Genomic DNA, 20738 nt, shown 5'->3' with positions numbered 1-20738 from the left:
CGCCAAAAACGGATAGGAAGCGATCACAGACGGAGGACCCCGCAAGAAACGACACGACAGGACAACCCCAACCATCACCCTATCCGCCCAATCCACTCCAACTGAACCACAGAGAGCCGGCACCCACAGAACGCCTCACCAAACGCCTTTCCAAACGGAGAGGCCGGCGCGAAGCGAGCAAGCTCGCGGCAATCCAGAGGAGCTTGAACAATCCCAATGAGCACGGCACGCGCCGCGAACCGGGGCGATGCGACCAGATCGTTAGCTGAGGGGGAAGGGAGAAGACGCGAGTCGCGAGGAAACGGGTAGCACCGGAGTCGAGATCGGCGCACAAGTGAGGGATTGGGGCTTGATCTCCCCGGGAGGGGGAGAACCGAGGCATCCGAATGGACGTATCCTAAAGCGGGCGACGGGATTCGAACCCGCGACATCTGGCTTGGGAAGCCAGCATTCTACCACTGAATTACACCCGCGGCGCGGTGCCGATCCAGCGTCCAGCATGACTGCCGCTCGATGAGCCCACCGCTTCGATCATCCCATCAGTGTACCCACCGGGACGGGGAGCGACAAGCGGCAGACATCGCACGACCTCGTTCATGAAGTCAACGGTGCCCACACCTCTCCCAGTACCGAGGTTCTGGTAGCCGTTTCGAAGGACGGTGTCATCAACGACAGAATCTCCTCGCGCAGCGCTTCGGCTCGCTCACGGCGGCGCTCATTGGTCACGAACCGGAACTCGATATGCTTCGGAAAGAGGAGGCGCTCCTGCACTCCACGCTCGGTCGCGAATCGCAACCCAACCTCGTAGAAGGTCGTCAACCCCACCTCGCCACTTGGCGTCACCCCATCAAATCCGCAGCTAACGATGGCGCCGGCGGGGATGCGCCACCGTTCCACATCGCCCTCAAATCGGATCTCCCGTTGAACTTGGTCGACCACGAGGAAGCCGACATCTCTCGCGGCATCGATGCGACTCGTCACCCAACTGCTCCTGGGCGCAACGGCTATGAACCACGCCTGTGGATCGTCGATTTCGACCATTAAGTCGTCACGGCGCTTCAATTCGTATCGGCTACTCGCATGCAAATAGCGATTCGGGAGGAAACCGGGGCGGTTCGACATCCACCAGCGCCCTCCGAACAGGAACGCAAAGCCCACAGTCAAAATGGCGAGGATCGCCGACTCTAGGGGCACGAGTTCATCCAAAACTGGCAACAAGAGGACCGAAAGGACCGGAAGACCATAGGCGACCAACAACGGAAAATACGCTACCACTCCCTCGAGCCCAACATTGAAGGGACTGAGCACGGTCGGTCGGCCATCTTCCGACACGTTCCAGCACGTCGCGATGTCGCTCGGCGTCGTTTCCGTCGAGAATCGAGGGGATTCATCCCTCGGTGTCGGTTCGTCAGCTTGATCGGTCGCCGTCTCGCGCAGCCGCGAATCGAGAAACGCTTGCTCCTCGACACTGAGCCGTGCGAGCTTAATCACGTTCTTGGTATCGCGGTGGTGGTTGCTTTTGGTGAGAGGCCCCACCTGATCGGCGCTGAGATACACCTCGCTCTCGTCCGTTTCCTCTCTGAATTCTCCGACCGGGTCCGAGTTGACGTGATGGATGGTGATCGTGGTGTGTGGCTCGGTGGTCGCCAGCGGTCGCGCGAAGATATCGTCCGCGAGCGCGAGCACCGTTCCCTGGGACAGAGCCTCCTTCAGATGCTCGATTGACTCGGGAATGAGTTGGAACTGTGTCGCGTCCATCCATTGGCGACAACGCTCGTCGTAGGGCCTCAGGGCAAGACGCCGACTTGACTCGTGACCGATCGCCCCGAGAACGACGACATCGAGAAGCAGAAAACAGACGTTGAGACCGAAATTTGCCGGAGCAGGCATCTGCCCGCCGCGATTTGCTTGGACGACGACATCGTTCTTCAGTCGCAAGAGGATGTAATTCGGAAGCAAATCGAGGCGTCCGGCGACCGCGCCGCCCACCTCCTCGAGCATGTTGAAGTAGAACTCCGAGACGAAAACGAGGCCGGTCAACAACGCCGCCATCCCGCCCGCGAGCAGCGGACTGCGGCAATGCGACCAAAGGACGCTCTTTCGAAGAATCCACATGAGTGGGATCGTCGCCAAGATCGGTCCGACGACATACAGGCGAAAGTTCGCCATCCACAGCACGTGAAGAGCCAACCCAGACGCGACGGCGCCGACGACCAACACCACGCTCGCCATCAAAAACCGCTCCGGCCGGACGCGGCCGCTCGGCCGATAGTACTCGCGTTCCGTCTCCATCGCTTGACTCCTCCCCGATCGCCCAGAACATGGTAAGCATAGCCCACGACCAGGCCTCGGGTGACGAATTGGGAGGCCTTTTCATCACGCCCCGACGCTGCCCCGGGCGGAGCGCTCACCCACCTGCACCGGCTGGGGCGACGTGGTCGAGGATGACTTGGCATCCGGAGAGTAGGAGAAACCACTCCCAACCTTCACGTCGCGGCGACGGGATGACCGACCTGCCACCGGCGTCCAAGCCGTCGACGGCACGCGACCGCCCTCGTGGAAAACGCGATCCGGGAACGACTCCAAAGAAACTCACTTGGAGGATCGAGCCCAAACGCGGATGAGCAATACAATCGCTCTTCGCGGGATGCTCGACGACAGGAAGACGTCCCTTCAGAACGAGCTAGTGGTTTCATGGAGAGTGCGAATATGGGAACCTGGGGAGTGGAGAATTTCGAGAACGACGACGCCCTCGATTGGGTGCTCGATCTCGAAAAGGCGAAAGACGAATCGGTACTCGTCGAGGCGTTCGATCAGTTCGAAAAAGGCGACGAGGAGGATCCGGCCGGCGCCGGTGATTGCGCCTTGGCCGCGGCCGAGGTCGTCGCGGCCCTGAAGGGCAATCCGCCCGAGGACTGCCCCGAAGAGGTCTCCACTTGGATCAAGGGACGCCCCGCCCCGCCGACGGCCATCGTCGAGCAGGCGCGCCGCGTCACGCAGCAGATCCTCGAAAAGTCCGAAACGCGCGATCTTTGGGCCGAATCGGAGTATTTCGACGCCTGGCAGAAGACCATCGGCGACCTCCTCCAACGTCTCGAGTGAAGCCCGAGTGGGGGAGAGTGCTCTCGATGGCGTATTGACCGCTTCGTGAAGGATCCACGGCACCCCGCATGACGCACCGTCCCGACATCCTCGACCAGATTCCCCGCGATCGGCCGGCCGTGATCGAAGCCTCGGCCGGAACGGGCAAGACCTACACGATCGAGAGCCTGGTGGTCGATCTGCTGCTCACCAGCGACGCCGAGATCGAAAACATCCTGGTGCTCACCTTCGCCGAGAAGGCGGCGCTCGAGCTTCGACGACGCATCCGCTCGAAGCTCGCCAAGGTCTTGGCCGACGACGAATCCGGTGACGGGGGCGATGCGGGCTGGCCCCTCGACGAGACGAGCCGGCGAAAGCTCGTCCGCTCCCTGGCCGACTTCGATCTCGCGTCGATCTCGACCATTCATGCCTTCTTTCAGTCGATTCTCGTCGACCATGCGCTCGATGTCGGCCTCCTCTTCGATCAGCAGATCGCCGACGGTCACCCCATCTTCTCGCAGGCCTTCCGGGATCTGCTTCGGCGGGATTGGGCGAACGATCCTGGTACCGGCAACTTCCTGCTCGCTTGGCGACGCGACTTGCACAAGAGCTTCGACGACTTGGAGACGTTCCTCTACGACTGCCAATTCAAGCGGAGCGTTATCCTTCCGGCGTACGACGGTTCGCGGTTTCAGCAACTTCTCTCGACCGCCCCCGACCTCACCGACGCGGCTGTCGCCGAGATCAAGTCCCAAGCCAAAGCGGCAAAGATCCACGGCGCCACCGTCAACGCGGCCATCACCCGGTTGCGGAAGGTCGCCGAGTTGCTCGTAGACGGGGCGTCGGCTCCAGAGATACTCGCGAACTTGGACAGACTGCTCGACAACAAGAAGACTCGCTCCTCGTTCGTCAAACTCGGACAAGTCTCGGGAACGCCAACCGCCGACTGGGTGGGCGAGTTCGTCCGGTCGATCGTCCCGTTGGACGCGGCCCTGGTGCGGACCCTTCTGCCGCCGACTCAAGGGGAGTTCGAACTCGCCAAGCGTTCCCAAGGCGTCTTCGACTTCGACGACATGATCCGCCTCGTCCACCGGGCGATCGAGGGCCCCCACGGACCGTCGCTGGTCAACGGCATGCGCGAGCGTTTTCGGTTCGCGCTGATCGACGAGTTCCAAGACACCGACGAGATGCAATGGGACATCTTTAAGCGGATCTTCGTCGAAAGCGGCGGCGAGAACCCAATCTATCTCATCGGCGATCCGAAACAGGCGATCTTCGGCTTTCGCGGAGCCGATGTCTGGACTTACCTACAGGCTCGCGAAGAGGTCGCCCACGAGACCAATCGGCGACGAGAGATCGAACTGTCGCGCAGTTTCCGTTCGACCGCGGCGATGATCGAGACCCATAACGCCTTCTTCGCGGAAGGCTTCTTCTCGGGGGAGATACGCTACAAGACGCCGGTAGCGTGTGGCCGACCGGACTACCGCCTCGTGAGTGCGAACCAGGCCGACGCCAGCCCGGTCGTCGTGTGGGATCTCCAAGGGACCATGAGCGACGTGACCGCTTCCCAGGTCAAGGACGCGTTCGGCCACGCCATCGCCGCGGAGATCGAACGGCTCCTCGGAAGCGACCCCGCCCCGCTGCGGATCGGCGACGAACGGACAGCACGGCCCGTCGAACCGAAGGACATCTTCGTCCTCACCGCCACCAATCGCGACGCCCAGCAAATCGGAGCGTACCTTCGCGAGCGAGCGATCCCCTTCTCCTTCTTCAAGCAGGACGGACTCTTCCAGACGCGAGAGGCGCGCGACGTCCTCGATCTCCTGAGGGCGATCACCGACCCCTCGGACGGCTCGGCCGCACGGAAGGCTTGGAACACGCCCTTCTTCGACGTGCCCCTGGCCGACTTGCAGCAGTGCCTCCACATGCCCAGCGACGCTCCACTCTCGCGAATGCTCCTCGATTGGCATCGCCTTGCCGAGTCGCGGCGTTTCGACGACCTTTTCAGCGACATTCTCAATCGTTCGGGCATCGTTCGCCGGGAGTTGGTTCGTTCCGACAGCGAACGCGAATTGACGAACTACCTCCACCTCTTCGAGATCCTCTTCGAGGAATCGCGTCGAACGGCGGCCGGCGTCGAGGGCTTGGCGGAGTCGCTCGCCCGCTTCATCGAGAAGGAGGAGTTGCCCGCCACCGAGGAGAGCGGGGTTCAGCGGCTCGAGAGCGAACGCGATGCCGTGCAGGTGATGACCATGCATCGCTCGAAAGGGCTCGAAGCGGCGGTCGTCTTTCTCTACGGCGGCCTGTCCGGATCTCTGGCGACGGGAGCGGCGCAGTACCACGACGAGTCGGGCCAACGCATCCTCGACTTCAGCAAGAGCGAGGATTCGACCGCCCGGCATCAAGCGGAACGTCAGCAGGAACACGAACGGCTCTGCTACGTGGCGATGACCCGTGCCAAGGCGCGACTTTACCTTCCGTTCTTCGAGCCCCCCGAGAAGAAGGATCACTATTACCGCGGCATCTACCGGCCGATTTACGATCGACTCGCGCAGGTTCGCGACCAGATCCCCGGCATGCGGTGGACGGCGATCACCTCGAACGCGGAGCCGGCGGCTTTCCCAAGCGACGCGGAACCTTCCCGAACGGCTTGGCCCGTTCTCCTCGGTGGGTCGACACCCGTCGGCTCCGGCCAAGAGGCCGAGCGTTACGTCGCCCGCAAGCGGGAACGCGCGCCGCGCACCGTCACCTCCTACACGCGACTGAGCCGGGAACTGGAGGATGCAGAGGCAAGTGAGAAGACGGACTTCGTCGACAGGGAGACGCGCCCGGCCATCGTCCGCCGGGAGGACGACCTTCCCGGCGGCACCCACACCGGCGTCTTCCTCCACGCCATCCTCGAGGACCTCCCTTTCGAGACGGTCGACAAAACGACCTCGCTCGACGCGTGGCGGGATCTGCCCGAGGTCCGTCGCCTGGTAACCCGGTGCTGTCAGTCCTATGGCATCGACGAACGTCACCGCCCGACGGCGGAGGCCCTCGTCCACGCCGCGGTGGCGAGCCCCATCGATCTCGGCGAGCAAGGTCAGCTTCCAGGAATCCATGCCGCCAAGCGTACCCGCCGGGAAATGGAGTTCGTCTACCCCTTCCCCGAGGACCACCATCCCGAGTTCTGGAAGGATCGCCCCGAGGAACTCTCCATCGAGAAAGGCTACATTCGCGGGTTCGTCGACTTGCTCTTCGAGTACGACGGACGTCTCTACTTCGTCGACTGGAAGAGCAATCTCCTTCCCGACTACGAAGCCGCCACGATTGACGCCGAGGTCGAGGCCTCCTACCGCCTCCAAGCGATGATCTACTGCCTGGCCCTGATGATGCTTCTCGAGATCCGCTCCCCCGAGGAGTACGACCAACGATTTGGCGGACTTCTGTATGTCTTCCTTCGCGGCGTGAAGCCGAAGGGCCGCGGCAGCGAGGGAGTCTACTTTCGTCGCCCCGATTGGGAAGAGATTCGCTCGTACGAAGCCGCGCTTAAGCGACTGGGGGCACAAGTCGGGGGAACACTCTCGTGACCGAACCGCACGCACTTTCCCCATTCGGTTCCGCGCGACGCTTCCTTCAGGAACGCTTGGAATCAATGTCGATCGAACCGACCGAGTCATTGATGAACGGGCTCGCCGAACGCGTGAGCGAGTTGAACGTCGACCCGCCAGCGATGGCGTTGGCGTGGGAACTGGCGCGTCTTCAGTCCGGGGATCCCCACGCCAACGAGCTTTTCCTTCTGGCCTTGCTACTGATCATCGCGCAGCAACAAGGTTCGACGCGTCTCCCCCTCGCCGATTCCGGAGCGATCGCCGAGACGCTAAGAGTGCTGCTCCCAAACGACGACGCCCCGTTGGACGCGGAGGAGGTGGCGCGGACGATCGTCAAGCGGGTCCATGAAGGAGCGTGGCCACTTGTCGTCGGTCGCGATGGTGACTTCAAGCCCCTCCTCTTCCTCGACGGCCATCTCTACAGCCAGCGCATGCATGCGTTGGAGCTCTCGTTCACCAACATCCTCAACCGCTGGCTGGAGACCGGAAGCCCCCAAGAGTCCGACCGGATCGACCAAGCGATCGGGGAACTCGAGCGAGCGCCGATCGTCGCCGGCGAGACGCCGATGACGCTCACCGCCGAGCAAACCAAGGCGGTCGCCGTCGCCGCCCGTGGTCCTCTGGCGATCATCAGCGGCGGACCCGGAACGGGAAAGACGACCATCGTCCTTTCGATCCTGCGCGTCCTTTCCCGACTTGGAATCGAGCCGACGGAGGTCGCCCTGGCCGCGCCGACGGGGAAGGCCGCCAACCGTCTCGAAAGCTCCATCCTGGGTGGCATCAAGGGACTCGTGAAGGTCCAAGGGGCCTCGGCGTCCGACGCCGACGTCAAGCTGCTCGGCATGACCGGCGCCAGTACGCTTCACCGTCTGCTCGGGTATTCCCCGCGCACCGGACGCTACCTGCACCACGAACAGAACCAGTTGCGCGAGTCGGTGATCATCGTCGACGAGGCCTCGATGGTCGACTTGGCGATGATGGAGCGACTGGCGAAAGCCATCCGACGCAACGCTTGCCTCCTCCTGCTCGGCGACGCCGACCAGCTTCCCTCGGTCGCGGCGGGGGCGGCGCTGCGTGACTTGACCTCCGCGAGCGGTTCCATCGCGAAGCACGTGGTCAGGCTTCGCGAGAGTCACCGGATGAAGCGGGAGGATCCGGCCGGGCGCGAGATTCTCGGCGCCGCCCAGCAGATCAATCGCGGCGAGTTCGCCTACCCGTTTACCGTGCTCGACGAGTCGTCGCCGATTCCTCCTCACGTTGCGGGACCACGCGATGGCGAATGGCGACTCGCGGGGTTCAACTTTCTCGAGACGCCCTCGGGCGATGAGCAATCGACGCTGAACACCTTTCTCGAACGGTGGCACGAGCGTTTTCATCTCGATCCCCAACTGACCAAGGGCCGGGACGAGGCGTTTCCTCTCGCCGAGGGAAGCCTCACGCCCGAGGACTCGGCGACACTGCGTCAGCTCTTCACGCACCTGGGCACCTTTCGACTTCTGTGCCTAACGAGGGTCTTTCCGACGGGAACGGCGACGATCAACGAGTTCTTCCACCAGCGCTGGTCGCCGCCGGAGCAGCGCACGCGCCGGGTTACTTTTCATCCCGGCGAACCGATCATGATGCTCGAGAACGACTACGAGCACGGCGTCTTCAACGGGGATGTCGGGGTCGTCATCCGTACCCGCGAGCATGGGGCGACGCGCTTGATGGTGGCGTTCGACAAGTTGGCGGAAGTGGCGATCTACCCGATCGACGCCTTTGCCGACCGGATTGATCTCGCGTTCGCGGTCACGATCCACAAGAGTCAGGGATCGGAGTTCGACCATGTCGGCATTGTTCTCCCACTTACCGATCTTCCGCTCCTTAGCCGAGAGATGCTTTACACGGGAATCACCCGGAGCCGCACCTCGGCGACGGTCATCGGCGGCCGCGAGGTCTTTCACCAGGGAATCGCACGGCGAATCGTCCGCTCAACCGGCATCGCCGAGCGGCTTTCCAATGACGCCGCCGCATCGTGAAGACTTCTTCATCTTCTGACCGATCGGTGGCGACGATGCCCTTTCGCCGGCATTTCTCGTCGTCCCTGCGAAGCCCCTTTCCCATCACTTTCCAGGAACTGGCAGATGCCGGAAGCGTCTTGCGTGGCGTTCCGCGCGAGGGAGAAAGGGGGCTCGACGACATGGAGGGTTCCCCCGCTTGCCCTTGCGCATAAACTGTTGGTGGTTCGGCACAGCGGTCTCGGTGTGTGGCCGGGCGAAGATCGAACCAAGGCATCCCGATGTATGTCGGCCGCTCCCAAGAGTGGGTGGCCCTCGGTCGTCGCGATGCCGCACCTCGAAGTCTCTCACGGAAAGGACTCGATCATGCGTGGTCTGGCGCGAGTGATGGCGATCGCTATTGGAGTGGCGACTTGTTCGGTCTCGGCGATGGCGGAGGAGAAGATCCCCTTCTCGAACGATGGCTCGAAAATCGAGTGGACCGGCACCAAGGATGACGGCAAGCACGTTGGGGGATTCGGAAAGTTCGATGGCCACGTCGTCATGGCCGGCAACGAGCCCAAGTTGCTGCACGTCGATATCGACACCTCGTCGATCTATTCGGACAACGACAAGCTGACGTCGCACTTGAAGAGCCCCGACTTCTTCCATGTCGGCAAGCACCCCAAGGCGACGTTCACCTCGACGAGCATCACCAAGGGGGGTGAAGGAAAGGCGACGCATACGATCAACGGAAAGTTGACGATGCTCGGCAAGACCCAAGAGGTCCAACTACCGGCGATGGTCACCGACACCGAAGGGCAATTCGCCCTTCAGAGCCAGTTCACCATCAATCGCAGCAAACACGGCATCGACTATGGGCAAGGCAAGATCCACGAAGCGGTGCCGATGTCCATCAACGTTCGCGCCAAGCACTAGTGCTCGGTTCCAACGTGAAGTTGGTGTTGGTGCCCCCTAACACCTTTTGGCACTGGCTGACCAGCAGCCAGTGGCACCCTCGTCAACACTGGCTGACAAGTAGCCGGTGGCTCCCGAAAGTGTCGAGCCAACACGGCATGACACTTCCTCAACTTCTAAACAAAGTCACGCGACCTTCCCGCAAGGCCGCGATGATGGCGGAACGCTCCGATGTTCGAAGTGGAAGTCTTGTTTCTTGGGATCGTGGTCCCGTTTCTCTTTTCCGCCGTGGTCGCCTTGTTCTTGCCAAGCTCTTGGCCCGGTTCCCTGCGGGGAACGCTCGCGCTCTTGGCGGGGCTGGTCGCCACCTACCTCGCATTCGGACTCAAGTCCTGGGTCTCGTTTCTTCCTGAAGATGGCTGGGAATACATTTTCGTTCTCATGGGCGCCGCCTTGGTTCTTGAAGGTGGCGCCCTCGGCCTCGGACTACCGAGCGCAGTCGTCTGGATCTCGCGACTTGTGATCGCCTGCCTCGCGGGCTGGCTTTCCGTCCCCGGCTACGGAGCCCTCCACGACTGGCGGTTCCTCTGCGCGTCACTGATCGCGCTGGCCGTCTTGGCCTTGGGAACCTCCCTGCACCGGTTCGCCCGCGAGCGTCCCGGTGTCGGCTTCCCGCTGCTTCTCTCGGCCACCCTCTTTCTCGCCTCGATCGTGATCGCCGAAGCGGGCTTCAACAAGCTCGCTCAAGTCGGCGCCGCCGTGGCCTTCGGTCTCGCTGGCTTGGCCGCCGTCTCCTGGAAGAGTCGATCAGCGCTCCCCGCCGGAGCGATGCCCGCGATCGCCGTCGCTCTTCCGGTTCTTGCGTTCAGCGGCTTCGCCAACGACTATTCCGAGCTGCCGGTGTGGTGTTTCGTAATCCTCGGAACGGCGCCGCTCCTGCTATGGTTGGAGAAGCTGCCCCCCGGTTCCCTCCTCTCGGGGTGGTCGCGGCAGCTCTACGACTGGGTCGTCGTGCTCGTCCCCGTCGGTTCGGCGGTCGCTGTCGTCGTGGGTCGCTGATCGCTTGCCCCTCACGAATCGCACGGGCACGACTCGTACAATGTTCCCCCATGAACAACGAGTCCGTCACCCATGATGCGTCGATCCGTTTGCACGGCGTCCGTTCCCACAACCTGCGCGGGTTCGATCTCGACCTTCCGCTCGGCCAACTTATCGCGATTACCGGGGTGAGCGGATCGGGCAAGACGAGTCTCGCCTTCGACGTCCTGCATGCCGAGGGCCAACGCCGCTATATCGAGACCTTTCCCGCGTTCGTCAGGCAGTTTCTTCCGCGCCTGGAGAAGCCCAACGTCGACGCGATCGACAACGTTCCACCCGCCATCGGAGTTTCCCAACGGGCCGCGCCGGGGAAACGTCGACTCGTGGAAGCCGCCGGATTGGCGAGCTTGATCGAGGCGTTGTTCGCCCGAGCCTCGACGATCACCTGCCCGACGTGCGGCCGTCACATCGAGCGTGCTACTCCCGAAGGCATCGCCGAGGAGCTCGCGGGATTGGCTCCCGATGCCAGGATCACGATCGGTTTTCCCGTCGTGCGATCGGACGACGAGAGTTGGCTCGACACCACGGAGTCTCTCCGCGAAGCGGGCTATGTCCGTCTCGCGATCGGCGATACCATCGAGCGACTCGACCAAGCCACGATCACGGAACCCGCCCCTGAAACGCCGGCGCGTATCCTGATCGACCGTCTGCGGGCCAGAGACCTCAACGAGAACAACCGTCTCCTGCGAACCATCGAGTCGCTCGAGTCCGCGATGCACGAAAGCGACGGAACGGTCGCGATCGATGTCGACGGCAAGTGGAGCGAGCGAAGCGAACGCCTGCGATGCCCTGACTGCGCGATCGACTTTCCGCCGCCGATGCCGTCGCTCTTTTCTCTCGACAATGACGAGTCGCACTGCGATGCCTGTGGTGGCGGCGGTCACGAGATGGCTATCGACATTGACCGCGTCATCCCCGATCCGACGCGCACACTCCGGCAACGCGGTGTGGCTCCGTTCTGCTCGATCGACGATCCCGAGGCGTGGAGTAAGTTCCTCATCACCGCGAAAGAGAGTGGGCTTCCGATCGACTTGCCCCTTGGCGAGTTCGATGACTCCCAGCGGCGCCTCCTCGTCGAGGGCGTTGCCGATCGGGGGTTTGCGGGAGTCGTTGCCGCCGCGAATGAGCTCGATGAACGTCGTGGTCGTCGCCCCAAGTCCAAACTTGCCGACCAACTCCTCGCCCCCAAGCCCTGCCGACGTTGTCGAGGGCATTGTTTCCGGCCGGAAGTGCTCGCGTATCGCCTCGAGGGATGGAGCATCGGTGATGTCTTGACCCGCGAACTCGGTGAGCTGAACGAGCACCTTTCGAAAGCCTACCAACCGCCCCAGGCAGCCTCGTCGCTCGTCGGCCAGATCCTGCGTCGGCTCGACTACTTCTGCCGGGTTGGACTCGACTATCTTCCGCTCGCCAGGGATTGCGAAACCCTATCGACGGGAGAAGCGCGACGCGTGGCGCTATCGTCGGTCCTGGCATCGGGGATGTCTCGGCTCCTGTGCGTCCTCGACGAGCCGTCGGCGGGCCTCGACCCGACGCATACCGAAGCGCTGGTGGCGTGCCTTAAAGAGTTGAGAGATCAGGGAAACACGCTGCTTGTCGTCGAGCACGACCAACAGGTGATCGAGTCGGCCGATCACCTTGTCGACTTGGGTCCGGGGGCGGCGAAGCGGGGTGGCCGGATTCTCTACCAGGGATCTCCACATGAGCTCGGGGACTCCGAAGGAGGGCCGACGTCGGACTACTGGCTCCAGCCGGTGGACCTCAACGCGTCTCCCCGACCGCCAAGAGGCCAGGTGCGTCTGGAGGGGTGCCGGACTCACCACCTCCGCGACCTCTCGGTCGCCTTTCCGTTGGGAGGTCTGTGCGTCGTCATCGGCCCAAGCGGTTCCGGGAAGAGTTCGCTCGTGATCGACACGCTCGCCCCCGCCCTCTTGGAGAAGTTGGAAGGGTCTCCCCGAGAGGGAGCGATGTTTCGCCGGCTTCATGGCGCGGAACGGATCGACGAAGTGATCGTCTCCGATGCCCGGCCGGTCGGACGGACCTCGCGGAGCAACCCGGCGACGCTGATGAAGATCTTCGACGAGATTCGCAAGCTCTTCGCCCAGACTCTCGATGCGCGGACTCAAGGCATGGGGGCGAGTGATTTCAGCTTCAATGTCGCCGGAGGCCGCTGCGAACGCTGCGAAGGGACCGGCACACTGACGGTCGACATGCAGTTCCTTCCCGACGTCCACCTTCCGTGCCCCGAGTGCGGAGGAACTCGGTTCCAACAGCACGTGTTGAACGTGAAATATCGAGGAAGAAACATCGCGGAAGTGCTCGAACTCACCGCGAGCGATGCGTTTGGCTTCTTTCGCGAGCAGCCGAAGATCCAGGAACGACTCTCTCTCTTGCGGCAGGTCGGTCTCGACTACCTAACCCTCGGCCAATCGGCGACGACGCTCTCGGGTGGGGAATGGCAGCGAATCAAGCTGGCGTCCCATCTGAGTCTCAGCGCCGGCAAGCACCGCCTCTTCCTCTTTGATGAACCCGCCCTTGGGCTTCACCCGGCCGACGTCTCGACCCTCTTGCAGTGCTTCGATTCACTTCTGGACGCCGGCCATTCGATCATCGCGATCGACAACGGGCTCCGGCTCGCCGCGAGTGCCGACTACTTAATCGAACTCGGCCCAGGGGGGGGACGTCATGGAGGCCAAGTCGTGGGCGAGGGCGCCCCTGAACTCGTGGCGAGCCGATCGACGCCCATGGGGTTGGTCTTGCACCGACGGGCCCAAGTGTCGTGACTCAGATCGTCGCGTCACGCTCAGTCCTTGACCACGAACCCGACCTGGAGCAACACGTTGCCCACTTCGCCGGTGAAGGGAACACAAATCGGGGTGACGTCGCTGGGGAACTCGATGAGATGGTCCTCGCCTCGAATGATCGACGGCAAGGAAATGGACAAGTCGTACTCCTCGAGCTGGGCCTTCGCGTTGCCGGCGACCATGTTGACGACCTCGCCCATGCAGTCGACGACGTCTTCGTTGACTCCATCGATCTCCATCTGGAGGAATCGGGAGGTGATGGCAATAGCGGTCGGGTTGTCGACGACGATGGCGACCGTACCGATGGCGCGCCCGGAGAGACCGATAACACCGCTCAGCCCGGAGTGGGCCTGCTCGCGACGGTGCAAGTAGATCTGACCACGCTGAAGTTCCGTGGCTATCATCGTTTTGAAGACGTTGAGCGCGGCTCCCACGAAGGGATTGATGAATTCGACCCGCATCGTCGACATGAATTGGCTCCCGTGCCTCATTCTTCCTTGGCATTCAAGCATTCACCGTTGATTCTAGCTCGAAAACGGCGTCGATGCACAAAGAAGGCGTGATTCCAGGTTCGTCGGTCTTCCATCCCGTGACCCAGGACGCCTGTTTCACCGAAAGTGAAACGAACCCAAACACCTCCCGTCGGCCGACGGCATGGCAACGTCCCGCGATGGTCTTAGATAAATAGCGCACGAGACGCCCATTCCCCACACGGGTCCCGGACGAATCGGACGTGGCGGGCATCAGAGGGGGAAAGGAGAGGAAACGACAACCGTCGCCGGCAGTTGCGTGACGGAAGCGGTCGCCGGTGTCCGTGAAACGGGGCCGGCCTCCGTGAAGCCAGCCCCCAATCGGTCTCGAGATGGTTCCCGCACGGCCGATCTAAGGAAGCTGCGGCGGAGGAATGTTCGGAACCGGACCGCTGAGCCCCTCTTCCATGAAGATCACGAGATCCTTCATCTCATCGTCGGTCAAGTTGAGCTTCTTGATCCGCGGATGAAGATTGGTGTGCGGATGGCCGCCCTGGTTGTACCACTTGACGACATCCATGAGGGTCATCTGGCTCCCGTCGTGCATGTAGGGAGCCGTGTCCTTGATGTTCCGCAGCGAAGGCGTCTTGAACGCTCCCAACTCCTTGTCGTTCTTGCTGATGACCGAACGCCCCTCATCGGGTTTGTCCGCGTTCATCCCGACGCCGATGTTGTAGAAGAGCTCATCGGAGAGGTTGTAGCCGACGTGACACAGGCTGCACTCGGCCTTGCCGAAGTAGAGCTTACGCCCCCGCATCGCGGCCTCGCTCATCGGGTGGGCTTTGTGGTCCGCGAGCTTCTTCTTGATGCTGGCCTGAACGTCTTCGTCGAGTTCCTCGATCTCTTCCGGTTCGAGGCTCAGCCCCGGTTTCGCGGCCTCGTAGTAGTCGTTGGGGGACCCGCCAACCAGGACGGTTCGCTCGAACGCCGCGATCGCGTTGGCGATGTTGTCGGCGTTGATGTCCCCGTAGACCTTGTCGAAGAAGAGCTGATAGCCTTCGATCCCCTTGAGCCGCTCGACCGCCAGGTCGTGGGTGAAGCCCATCTCGATCGGGTTGGCGATCGGACCGAGCGACTGTTCCTCGAGCGACGCCGCCCGTCCATCCCAGAACTGGGTCTTGCCATAGAGGCGATTCATGACCGTCGGAGCACTGCGGCCCCCCTTCTGTCCCCCGATTCCCGTCGAGACGGGAGAGGCATCCGCCCAGCCCATCTCGGGATCGTGGCAGCTCGCGCAAGAGATGGTCTCGTCCTTGGAAAGCCGGGGATCGAAGTAGAGCAACCGTCCCAGTTCGACCTTGGCCCGAGTCAGCGGGCTCTCCTCGGGAATGTACTTCGCGGGATCGTCGAGTCCCACCGGAGCGGCGGGAATGATCGGCTGATGATTGGCGTCGTTGGCGAGAAACTGCTTGATCGCGGCCGCGTCGAGCTTGCTGCTCTTGTCGTCGGCCGCGGGCAGCGTGAAGATCTCCTCGATCTCCACCACCTCGGGTCCGGACGGCTCCGGCGTGGTCTCTTGCGACGCGGGCGCCGGCTCTTGCGTAGCTTTCTCGTCAGTCACTTTCGGCGCGGCGGACTTGCCACACCCAAACAATCCCAGCACCGCCAGGACCATGATCGGTTTGAGACGAACCATCGAATTCCCCACTCCTCGTTAGGCGTTGACCAGTTGTGGAAAGCAGAAACAAACCATTCGCGTGCGGTGGTGGGGGAGGAACCCGAGCGAACCCGTCGCCCTCGGCATCGGATCACGCCAGGTTGGCGGTATCTTGCTTCTCTTGGCATTCGGCACAGAGTCCGCGAAAATGCACCGACACATCCAAGACGCGAAAACTTCCGTCGAGGCCCTTCGGCACCGCGAGAGCATCGAGCTCGCTGGAATGCAAGTCGATCACCCGTTGGCACTTCAGACAAACCACGTGGTGATGGCGGTTCATGTTCGCGTCGTAGCGCGCCGTCGCACCAGGGTGACAGATTCGCTGAATCAGTCCAGCTTCGACCAGCGCCTCCAGCACCCGGTAGACCGTCGTTCGGGACAAACCCGGCAACCGATCCTGCACGGATTGGAAAATCTGGTCCGCCGTCGGGTGGTCGCTTCGCTGGGAGAGCTCCTCAAAGATGATCCGACGCTGGATCGTCAGCGGCATTCCGCACGCACGGAAGAGCTCCTCGCAGGAATCGACATGACGTTCGCTTCCCATTGCCACCTCTTTTGCAACTTTATTGCGAACGGTATTCATTGTCAAAGAATTTCGGATCGCACGGATCCGGCTGGGATCGCGACGAGCGATGGGGAACCCGGACGGATCCATCGCGGGAGCATGTCCGACGGGGTCGGCGCGGCCCTAACCAATGATGATAGCGTGCCGGCCCGATCAGCGAAGGATGGGAAGGAAAGGAGACGAGCGTCGTGGTGCTCTGTTCCGACTTGACGCTTGTGCTGGGGAAGACCTATCCCGTTGTCACTGGCCGACAAGCAGCCAGTGGCACCCGAAGATCTAGTCGGACCAGTGCGTTAGCAGGCCATGCTCGAGGGAGATTCATCCAGATGGCCCGCCACGGGCAAGACGTCGTCGGCGCCTTCCTCGATCAGCGCCCCCTGAACCAGACGCAGGACGCGATCGGTCCGCTTGGCCAACTCGGCGTCGTGAGTGACGAGCACGATCGACAGATTCTCGTCACGCGAGAGTTCACAGAGGAGCTGGATGATCCCTTCGCCCGTCTCGGCGTCGAGGTTGCCCGTCGGCTCGTCGGCGAGAAGGAGTTCCGGATCGCCCAGCAAGGAGCGCGCGATCGCGGCTCGCTGAAGTTCGCCACCGCTCAAGTGAGCCGGACGATGGTCCATGCGGTGACCGAGCCCCACCCGTTCCATCAATTCCTCGGCGCGTTTGCGGATTCCGCGGCGGCGCGTCCAGTAGGTAAAGATCGATTCACGAATGAGGGCCGGAAGCATGACGTTCTCAAGAGCGTTCAGTTCCGGCAGCAGGTGGTAGAACTGAAAGACGTAGCCCACCGACTCGTTGCGGAAGCGATCGCAAGCACGTCGCTTCCGGTGATCGATCTTCTTGCCCCGCCACCAAACTTCGCCCGCGTCGGGAACGTCGAGCGTCCCCATCACGTGCAACAACGTGCTCTTCCCGCAACCGGACGCTCCCACGATGGCGACCATCTCGCCACGCCGGACCTCGAGATCGACGCCACGCAGCACAGGAACCTCGGTGCCACGAAAGTAGCTCCGGCAGATGCCCTTGGTTTCCAGGATGACTTCGGCTTCGTTCGTTTCCGCATCACTCATAGCGCAGGGCCTCCACAGGTCGTAGCTTCGATGCACGAATCGCCGGCAGCACGCTCGCGGCCGCCGCGATAAAGAGGGCACCGGCCACGATCCAGACAACGGTCATCGGATCGAGTTGGGCCGGGATCTCCTTGAAGTAGTAGATGTCGGGGGGGAAGAGCTCAAGGCCTGTCCACTTGTAGATCGTCTCTTCGATCTCGTTGATGTTCAGCGTGATCGAGACGCCGAGAATCACCCCGAATACCGAGCCGACCAGCCCGAGAATGAAGCCGTAGCCGAGAAAGATGTTCATGACCCCGACGTTGGAAGCGCCGAGCGCCTTGAGGATGCCGATGTCCCGCGTCTTCTCGTAGACGATCATGTAGAAGATCGCGAGGATGCCGAAACCGGCCACCGCGATGATGAAAAAGAGGATGATGTTGAGGATGGCGGCCTCGACCTTGACGGCTTGCAGCAACGGGCCCTGCTTGTCCTCCCACGTTTGCACGTGGAAGAAGGTCGGCGGCAGCGCGGCTCGCAAGGCCCCCACCACCGCGGGCGAGTCGGCTTCATCCTTGAGTTTGATCTGGATCGCCGTCACCGCGTCGCCCATGCGGCGCCGTTCCTGAAGTTCCTTCAACGGCATGAAGACGTAGTTGCTGTCGTACTCGCTCATGTCACTGCGGAAGTGATCGACCACGACGAGACGATCGGAGACCGGCTCCGGCTTCCTTCCCGCGGTGACGGTCGTGATCACGACCTCCTGCCCCGGGCGAATCAGGAACTGGTCCTCGAACATGTTCGACCCGCGGAAGGTGGCGATTTGGTAACCGATGATCGATCCGGCCTTCGGAACGCCGAATTTCGGGTCGAAGAGATCGGCGTTTTTCTCGCGCCACTCCTTGCCGTCGGCGCGGAGTTCGAAGGAGGGATCCTTTGAATTGTCGGCGTTGAGCAGGTGATCGCCGAACTCCCCGACGGCCGCCCTACCCTTCGGATCGACGCCAACCAGCCGCACCGGCCGCGTGAAGGTCTGCCCAAGCCCATTGTTCTGGAAGTGGAGCATCCCGAAGACTTCGATCGCGGGTGTCATCGCCTCGATCTTGTCTCCGACCGCTGCGTTGATGCGACTCATGATCTCGTCGGGATGGCGAAACCCATCCATCGTCGTCGATTCGACGATGACGTCCGAGAGGATGCCGTGCAAGCGTTCGAGCATCCGTTGTCGAAACCCACCCATGACGCTGTTGACGACAATCATCGTCGTGACGCCGAGCATCACGCTGACGACCGAAAAGAGCGCGATATAGCGGGTTGTCAGGTAGCGTGAACACAGCAAGTGCTTGTACATCGGCTCCTCCATGAGCGTCTCCGAGACCTGTCGTCATCAACATGGCGACTCGGTGCTCGGGGTCTGTGTACGTGGCCGGGGCTCTCCCCGAGGTCGCGACCTAGTGTCCTGATTGGTTAGTTCATTGCCCAACGAACTCCTGGGTGCCATTCCCACGCTCGCCGTGGGCATTGCGGGACACGCTCGCCGTGGGCATTGCGGGATACGCTCGCCGTGGGCATTGCGGGATACGCTCGCCGTGGGCATTGCGGGATACGCCGGTGATTGGGCAAACTCCCGCACGATCTGAGGGCCAGGATTTCATGTCACGAACGAACCCATCAGGACTGCCAGTCGCTCTGTTCCAACCCAAAGCAGGTGGTGGTGTAACCCTCACCCTTGGCACTGGCTGACAACCAGCCAGTGGCACCCTGAAGTTCCGTTGGCCCGAAGCACTAGTCGCTCTCGTCGTCGAGAACTTCCCCGTCGCCGGCATGCTCTTCGGACGACTCCTTCCCACCCTGCCCGCGTTCGGGCCTCAGCAGCGGGAAGATGATGACATCGCGAATCGTCTGGCTGTTGGTCAGCAACATCACCAAGCGGTCGATGCCGATCCCAAGACCTCCCGCCGGCGGCATCCCATGCTTGAGCGCGGCGATGAAATCGTGATCCATCTTCGCCATCGAGTCCTCTTCCTCTTGCCCTTCGAGCTGCGTGCTGAAGAGCTGTTCCTGAAGAAGCGGATCGTTTAGTTCCGTATAGGCGTTGGCGACTTCCATCCCGTTGATGAAAAGCTCGAAGCGCTCGGCGACGCGTTCGTTGCCGGCTTTGCGTTTCGTCAACGGACAGATCGAAGCCGGATAGTCGATGACGAAGGTCGGAGCGACCAACTCATCCGAGACCCCTTCCTCGAACAGGGCGTCCATGATGACGTCGGGATGCTTTCCGTCGACCTCGATCTCTCGCTTGATCGCCTCGGCGCGTGCTTGTTCGGTATCGTCGAGTCCGAAGCCGTACTTCTCGCGAAGCAGTTCGTCGTACGTCGCCCGCCGCCAGGGGCGGGTCATGTCGATCTCGCGCTCGCCGTAGGGAAGCTTCAGCCCATTGCCCAGCGCTTCGGCCGCTCCGACGATGAGCGACTCGGTCAGCTCCATCATCGTTTCGTAGTCGCCGTATGCCTCGTAGAGTTCGAGCATCGTGAACTCGGGGTTGTGGCTGGCGTCGATTCCTTCGTTGCGCCAAACACGTCCGATCTCGTAAACCCGATCGACGCCCCCCACCAAGCATCTCTTGAGGGGAAGCTCAAGAGCGATTCGCATGAAGAGCTCGATATCGAGCGCGTTGTGATGCGTGACGAAGGGACGAGCCGCGGCGCCTCCGGCGATCGAGTGCATCGTCGGCGTTTCCACCTCGACGAACTCGCGCTGCCCCAGAAACTCGCGAATGAAGCGGACGATCTTCGCCCGGCTTTCGAAGCGAGCGAGGACTTCCGGGTTCTGAATCATGTCGAGATAGCGCCGCCGCAGTCGAATCTCGATGTCCTGGGCGCCATGGTACTTTTCGGGAGGATGGGCAATCGTCTTGGTGAGAAGGGTCAGCGATTCGACGAAGACGCTCGCCTCGCCGGTCTTCGTCCGCCCCAACTTCCCCTCGGCCCCGACCAGATCCCAAAGGTCGAGTAGGCCGACGATGTTCCAGTTCTCTTCCCCGACTTGTTTCTTGCCGATGAAGAGCTGAATGCGACCGGTCTTGTCCTGCAAGTCGATGAAGACGACGCGGCCCTTGTCGCGAAGTCCCAGGATGCGGCCGGCGACGCGAACCACGGTCTCGGTCGTCGTTCCCGGCTCCTCGGGAGCCTGCGACGCCACGTCGGCGATCGTTTGGCGATCGTCAAAGCGTCCCCCCCACGGGTCGAGCCCGAGCGCTCGGATCTTCTCGAGCTTGTCGATCCGGACCTGTTCGAGTTTGGATGCACCTTCGGTCAACGTGAATGCCTTTCCGATTTCAACTTCCTGATGCGTCGCGACGGCATCGTCAAGGACCGCCCAGATAACGGTGGTCCGGTTGACCTGCCCGGTCGGGCTCCACGCGAACGATAGAACTCGCTACCAAACCTGTCAATCGCAGCCGAATG

Annotated in this window: 13 protein-coding genes and 1 tRNA gene; 6 read left to right on the top strand and 8 right to left on the bottom strand. The window is 62.1% G+C overall.

All coding sequences use genetic code 11. From position 1 onward, the window contains the following. Window positions 1-401 precede the first annotated feature (401 nt). Window positions 402-473, bottom strand: a tRNA-Gly gene (locus tag Pan216_RS06845). Window positions 474-594: 121 nt separating this feature from the next. Further along, a complete protein-coding gene (locus tag Pan216_RS06840) occupies window positions 595-2292 on the bottom strand; it encodes a hypothetical protein (protein ID WP_145256645.1) in 1698 nt (565 codons plus the stop codon). 402 nt (window positions 2293-2694) lie between these two features. Between Pan216_RS06840 and Pan216_RS06835 the strand changes: the two genes are divergently transcribed. The 6 genes from Pan216_RS06835 to uvrA all read left to right on the top strand — a co-directional run bounded on the left by Pan216_RS06835 (window position 2695) and on the right by uvrA (window position 13449). Then, window positions 2695-3102: a DUF4259 domain-containing protein gene (locus tag Pan216_RS06835; RefSeq protein WP_145256641.1), complete on the top strand. Its 408-nt coding sequence runs from the start codon at window positions 2695-2697 to the stop codon at window positions 3100-3102. A 68-nt stretch (window positions 3103-3170) separates the two neighbouring features. Next, window positions 3171-6653 carry a UvrD-helicase domain-containing protein gene (locus tag Pan216_RS06830; RefSeq protein WP_145256638.1) on the top strand — a complete coding sequence of 1161 codons (3483 nt, stop codon included), beginning with the start codon at window positions 3171-3173 and terminating at the stop codon, window positions 6651-6653. After that, window positions 6650-8692: an exodeoxyribonuclease V subunit alpha gene (recD, locus tag Pan216_RS06825; protein WP_145256635.1), complete on the top strand. Its 2043-nt coding sequence runs from the start codon at window positions 6650-6652 to the stop codon at window positions 8690-8692. The genes Pan216_RS06830 and recD overlap by 4 nt, the downstream gene beginning before the upstream one ends. A gap of 264 nt (window positions 8693-8956) precedes the next feature. Continuing rightward, the gene (locus Pan216_RS06820) at window positions 8957-9589 is read left to right on the top strand and encodes a YceI family protein (RefSeq protein WP_419193345.1); all 633 of its coding nucleotides are present in this window, start codon (window positions 8957-8959) and stop codon (window positions 9587-9589) included. A 210-nt stretch (window positions 9590-9799) separates the two neighbouring features. After that, the gene (locus Pan216_RS06815; RefSeq protein WP_145256629.1) at window positions 9800-10627 is read left to right on the top strand and encodes a hypothetical protein; all 828 of its coding nucleotides are present in this window, start codon (window positions 9800-9802) and stop codon (window positions 10625-10627) included. Between the two features lie 50 nt (window positions 10628-10677). After that, entirely contained in the window at window positions 10678-13449 is a 2772-nt protein-coding gene (gene uvrA / locus Pan216_RS06810) for an excinuclease ABC subunit UvrA (RefSeq protein ID WP_419193344.1), read from the top strand. Window positions 13450-13469: 20 nt separating this feature from the next. Here uvrA and Pan216_RS06805 read toward each other — a convergent pair whose 3' ends face one another. The 6 genes from Pan216_RS06805 to lysS all read right to left on the bottom strand — a co-directional run bounded on the left by Pan216_RS06805 (window position 13470) and on the right by lysS (window position 20589). Continuing rightward, complete coding sequence (locus tag Pan216_RS06805; protein ID WP_419193343.1) at window positions 13470-13940, bottom strand: chemotaxis protein CheX; 471 nt, start codon at window positions 13938-13940, stop codon at window positions 13470-13472. A gap of 412 nt (window positions 13941-14352) precedes the next feature. Next, window positions 14353-15636, bottom strand: coding sequence for a cytochrome-c peroxidase (locus Pan216_RS06800; RefSeq protein ID WP_145256623.1), 1284 nt, complete (start codon window positions 15634-15636; stop codon window positions 14353-14355). Window positions 15637-15748: 112 nt separating this feature from the next. Further along, window positions 15749-16201: a Fur family transcriptional regulator gene (locus Pan216_RS06795; RefSeq protein ID WP_419193342.1), complete on the bottom strand. Its 453-nt coding sequence runs from the start codon at window positions 16199-16201 to the stop codon at window positions 15749-15751. A gap of 314 nt (window positions 16202-16515) precedes the next feature. Next, window positions 16516-17295 (bottom strand): ABC transporter ATP-binding protein, encoded by a 780-nt coding sequence (locus tag Pan216_RS06790; protein ID WP_145256617.1) that lies wholly within the window; start codon window positions 17293-17295, stop codon window positions 16516-16518. Then, a complete protein-coding gene (locus Pan216_RS06785) occupies window positions 17288-18625 on the bottom strand; it encodes an ABC transporter permease (protein ID WP_145256614.1) in 1338 nt (445 codons plus the stop codon). The genes Pan216_RS06790 and Pan216_RS06785 overlap by 8 nt, the downstream gene beginning before the upstream one ends. 434 nt (window positions 18626-19059) lie before the next feature. Continuing rightward, window positions 19060-20589: a lysine--tRNA ligase gene (gene lysS, locus Pan216_RS06780; protein ID WP_145256611.1), complete on the bottom strand. Its 1530-nt coding sequence runs from the start codon at window positions 20587-20589 to the stop codon at window positions 19060-19062. Window positions 20590-20738 lie beyond the last annotated feature (149 nt).

The sequence above is a fragment of the Kolteria novifilia genome, from assembly GCA_007748055.1.
GTDB lineage: Bacteria > Planctomycetota > Planctomycetia > Kolteriales > Kolteriaceae > Kolteria > Kolteria novifilia.
This window is presented reverse-complemented; position numbering and strand designations above follow the sequence as displayed.